The organism is Bradyrhizobium sp. (genome assembly GCF_049798375.1).
Classification (GTDB): domain Bacteria; phylum Pseudomonadota; class Alphaproteobacteria; order Rhizobiales; family Xanthobacteraceae; genus Bradyrhizobium.
Map to the genome: position 1 here is coordinate 1 of NZ_JBARGP010000142.1, position 4549 is coordinate 4549.

At 65.3% G+C, this 4549-nt stretch carries 4 protein-coding genes; 2 read left to right on the forward strand and 2 right to left on the reverse strand.

What is annotated here, in order from left to right; translation table 11 throughout:
* Window positions 1–111: 111 nt before the first annotated feature.
* Complete coding sequence (locus WA702_RS06120) at window positions 112–1338, forward strand: MFS transporter (protein ID WP_425109642.1); 1227 nt, start codon at window positions 112–114, stop codon at window positions 1336–1338.
* A 119-nt stretch (window positions 1339–1457) separates the two neighbouring features.
* The gene (locus WA702_RS06125; protein WP_425109639.1) at window positions 1458–2072 is read left to right on the forward strand and encodes an HAD family hydrolase; all 615 of its coding nucleotides are present in this window, start codon (window positions 1458–1460) and stop codon (window positions 2070–2072) included.
* Window positions 2073–2200: 128 nt separating this feature from the next.
* On the opposite strand, the gene WA702_RS06130 is transcribed toward WA702_RS06125, so the two are convergent.
* Together WA702_RS06130 and WA702_RS06135 are read right to left on the reverse strand one after the other, a co-directional pair.
* Entirely contained in the window at window positions 2201–3004 is an 804-nt protein-coding gene (locus WA702_RS06130; protein WP_425109640.1) for an MBL fold metallo-hydrolase, read from the reverse strand.
* A 260-nt stretch (window positions 3005–3264) separates the two neighbouring features.
* Window positions 3265–4549: aldehyde dehydrogenase family protein (locus WA702_RS06135; RefSeq protein WP_425109641.1), on the reverse strand; the 1285-nt coding region annotated here is incomplete at its 5' end.

Consider the following 4549-nt stretch of genomic DNA (forward strand, 5'->3'; position numbering starts at 1 on the left):
GACAACCGAGACATGCAGGCGGGGCGGTTGTGCCGTGCTGCCGCGGCCTATACGCAGGCGCTAGTCTTCGCACCAAAGCTGCGGCGACATTCCTCCAACCCCGCATCAGCCATGACCAGCCCCGCCATTCCCGAAATCGAGGTCATCGGCGACTCCGGCCCTTGGCTGCGCAATCTCTGGGTCTGCGTGTTCGGCTCGTTCACGACGATCGTGGCGATGACCTTGTTGTTGCCGTTCCTGCCGCTCTATGTCGAGGAGCTCGGGGTCAGCGACCATGCGGCGATCGTGCAATGGTCAGGCATCGCCTTCGGCGCGACCTTCTTCACCGCGGCTTTGACCGCGCCGCTGTGGGGATGGCTGGCGGACCGCTACGGCCGCAAGCTGATGCTGATCCGCGCCAGCCTCGGCATGGCGGTGGCGATGTCGCTGATCGGCATGGCGCACAATGTCTGGCAGCTGGTCGGGCTGCGGTTGCTGGCGGGCCTGCTCGGCGGCTACGCCTCGGGTTCGACCGTGCTGGTGGCGGCGCAGACGCCGAAATCGAAGACCGGCTGGGCGCTCGGCGTGCTATCCTCCGGCATCATGGCGGGCAACCTCGTCGGGCCGCTGATCGGCGGCGTGCTGCCGTCACGGATCGGCATCCGCGCCACATTCCTGCTGGCAGGCGCGGTCATCTTCATCACCTTCATCGGCACCACCTTCCTGATCCGCGAGGAGAAGCGCTCGCCGAAGCAGCGCCAGGCGCAGTCGCGTGGCGGTTGGTCGCTCGTCGCGGACAAGCGCCCCATCGTCGCGATGCTCGCGACCGGGGCGCTGCTGATGATCGCCAACATGTCGATCGAGCCGATCATCACGGTCTATGTCGCGCAGCTGGTCGCGCCCGCGCAGGTCACGCTCGTTGCGGGCGTCGTGATGTCGGCGACGGCGTTCGGCGCCGCGCTGTCGTCCTCGCGGCTCGGCAAGCTGGCTGATCGCATCGGGCATTGGAACATCGTCATCGTTTGTCTCGCGGTCGCGGCGGTGCTGCTGATTCCGCAGGCCTTCGTGACCTCGGGCTGGCAGCTGATCGGGCTGCGCTTCCTGATGGGGCTGGCGCTGGGCGGCCTATTGCCATGCATCGCCAGCGTAATCCGTCACAATGCGCCCGAAGCCGTCACCGGCACCCTGCTCGGCTATTCGGTCTCGGCCCAATATACCGGACAGGTGATCGGGCCACTGGCCGGCGGCTATGTTGGCGGCCATATCGGCATGAGGTCGGTGTTCCTGGCGACCTGCGTGCTGATGGCGCTTGGCGCCGTCGGCAACGTCATCGTCGCGAGGGGAGTGAAGAGACATTAACCGCATCGCTCAGCCCATCCCACACACTGTTGTTTGGTCAATGCTCGTCTCCCAGATTATCATCATCACACCGAGGCAAACCAGCCGACTACGAAGTGCTACGATCAGGAAGGCGACCCATGATCAAGAACGTCATCTTCGACGTCGGCAATGTCTTCGTGCGCTGGTCGCCGCCTGACGTCGTCGAGCGGTGCTTCGGGATTCCGAAGAATTCCGATGAGAACCTCCAGCGTGCGGAGGCTCTCCTCCGCGGTCCGCTATGGCGCCGCCTCAACATGGGCGACTTGACGCAGGCGGAGGCAGCGCTGGCCTATCAGGCCGAGTTCGGCCTTTCGAAGCAGCAGGCCGAGGAGCTGTTCTTCCATGTCACCGATCATCAGGAGCCGATCCAGGGCACCGAGGCGCTGGCGCGTCGCCTCAAGCGCTCGGGCTATCGCGTGTTCGCGCTGACCGACAATGTTCATGAGATCGTCGCTTATCTCAAGGCGCGTCACCAGTTCTGGCCGTTGTTCGACGATGCCGTCGTCTCGGCCGAGATCGGCCTGATGAAGCCCGACCCTGCCATCTTCCGCCACGCCATCGAACGTTTCGGCCTGGTCGCGGCGGAGACGGTGTTCCTCGATGACATCGACGCCAATGTCGACGGCGCGCAATCCGTCGGCATGGCCTCGCTGCTGTTCACAACCGCGGAGCGCGGCGAGGTCGATTTGCGCGAGCTTGGATTGACGTTCTGACCGCACGGCATGACATATCGTAGGGTGGGTTGAGCGAAGCGATACCCATCGCGTCTCGGCAGATCAACGACGATGGGTATCGCTACGCTCCACCCATCCTACACGCCATCATATCCGCCGGCGGTTTATCAAGCGATCGCGGCGAGATAGCGCTGCACCGACGCATCGAATGCGGCCTTCGCGCCGTAGGCGATATTGCGATCCCACCAGGCGCCGTAGATGCGATCGAAGGCGAGCGGCGCGACCACATCGGCGATGCGACGCACGGCGGCGGCGCCGAGCGGCCAGTAGTTCGGATAGGAATACATGAAGCTGACGTGGCGGCGGTCCATCGCCACCATGGCGATGTCGCCGACCAGCAGCGCACCCTTGCCGTTCGCCCCTTTGCGCCAATGCAGCACGGTGGCGCCGGGGAAATGACCGCTGGTGCGATAGAGCTTGATATCGTCAGAGATCGCGAAGCAATCGCTCGACCATGGCACGATCGAAGGACTCGGCCGCGTGACAAAGGCGTGGTCGTCGCCATGCAAATAGATCGGCACGCCGCCGAACGCCGCGCTCCAGTCGGCCACCGCGCCGTAATAATGCGGATGCGACACCGCGATCGCCTTCAACCCGCCGAGTTCGCGCACATGGGCGATGGCCTCGTCGGTCGCGAGCGGCACGCAGTCCCACATCACACAGCCGTCGGGCTCACGCACCAGCAGCGCACGCTGATCGATCGCAAAATGTGGTTCAACCTGCAGCCCGGTCAGACCGAGATCGTCGCGCCAGATCAGCTTGTAGCGCTGCTGCATCTCCTCGCGGCTGAGGAAGCTTTGCCCGTGCCAGTTCACGTATTGGCGCTCGTCCTCGCAGACGAGACAGGCCGATGGCGGCGCGGGCGCGTCAGGAAACTGAGCGCCGCATTGAAAGCAGGTCCAGAGGGGCATGGCTGAAACCCAATGCATGAACGAGAGAGTGCCGCATCAGGCTATCACAGGGTGGCACGAACTTGCGAGGCTCTGCTCGACGCCATGCTGTTGGTCTCGTCATTGCGAGGAGCCAACGAGTCCGCGCGAACGCGCGCCCCGATGACAGGCTCCGCGACGAAGCAATCCAGACTTCTCGCTTGGCCCTGGATTGCTTCCGCCGTCGCCCCTCGGGCTATGGCGGACACGTCGCTTCGCTCGCAATGACGGAGATCTCAAACTCACACGTTCAGGTTCATCCACACCGCCTTCGGCTCGGTGAAGTTCTCCAGCGCTGCGGTGCCGTGCTCGCGGCCCAAACCGGAGTCGCGCTCGCCGCCCCAAGGCAGCCGCACGTCGGTGTAGCCATAGGTGTTGATCCACACCGTGCCGGCGCGCGCCCGCTTGGCGAAGCGCTGTACGCGGCCCATGTCACGGCTCCAGACGCCGGCGGCGAGGCTGTAGGCGGTACCGTTGGCGATTCTGAGCGCGTCGGCCTCGTCCTTGAACTTGATGACGCTGACGACGGGGCCGAAAATCTCCTCCTGCGAGATCCGCATCTCGTGCGCGACGCCGGCGAACACGGCAGGGCTGATGAAGTAGCCACGGCTGCCGACGCGTGAGCCGCCGGTCACCAGCGAGGCGCCTTCGTTCTTGCCGATGTCGACATAGTCGAGGATCGAGCGCATCTGCTTCTCGGAAATGACGGGACCGAGCGAGGTCGCGCGATCCATTGTATCGCCGATGCGCAGAGCTTGTGCGCGGGCGGCGAGCCGCTCGACCACCGCGTCATAGACACCCTCCTGCACCAGCACGCGCGAGCCGGCCGAACAGACCTGGCCGGCATTGAAGAAGATGCCGGCGGCCGCGGCCTTGGCGGCGGCGTCGATATCGGCATCGTCGAAGATCACGTTGGCCGACTTGCCGCCGAGCTCGAGCGAGACCCGTTTGAAGTTGCCGGCCGCACCCTTCATGATGCCGCGGCCGACGCCGGGCGAGCCGGTGAAGGTGACTTTGTCCACGTCGGGATGGTTGACCAGCGCGTCGCCGACCACGTGACCGGGGCCGGTCACGATGTTGAACACGCCCGCCGGCAGGCCGGCCTCCAGCGCGAGCTCGCCGATCCGCAGCGCCGACAGCGAGGTCAGCTCGGCCGGCTTCATCACGATGGTGCAGCCGCAGGCCAAAGCCGGCGCCAACTTCCACATGCCGATCATCAGCGGGAAATTCCACGGCACGATCGCGGCGACCACGCCGACCGGCTCGCGCACGGTGTAGGTCAAGGCATCGTCGCGCGTCGTCACCACCTCGCCGCTGATCTTGTCGGCCCAGCCGGCATAGTAAGTGAGCGTATCGATCGCGGCCGGAAGATCCTGCCGCAAGGTGGCGGCGATCGGCTTGCCGGCGTCGAGGCTTTCCAGCTCGGCGATCTCGTCGGCATGGTCGCGCAGCAGCTGCGCCCATTTCAACAGGATCGAGCCGCGCTCGGAGGCGCGCATGGTGCGCCACGGCCCCTCGAAGGCGCGG

Coding starts and splice junctions, on each gene's coding strand:
- WA702_RS06120 (WP_425109642.1), top strand. CDS start 112: ATGACCAGCCCCGCCATTCCCGAAATCGAGGTCATCGGCGACTCCGGC.
- WA702_RS06125 (WP_425109639.1), top strand. CDS start 1,458: ATGATCAAGAACGTCATCTTCGACGTCGGCAATGTCTTCGTGCGCTGG.
- WA702_RS06130 (WP_425109640.1), bottom strand. CDS start 3,004: ATGCCCCTCTGGACCTGCTTTCAATGCGGCGCTCAGTTTCCTGACGCG.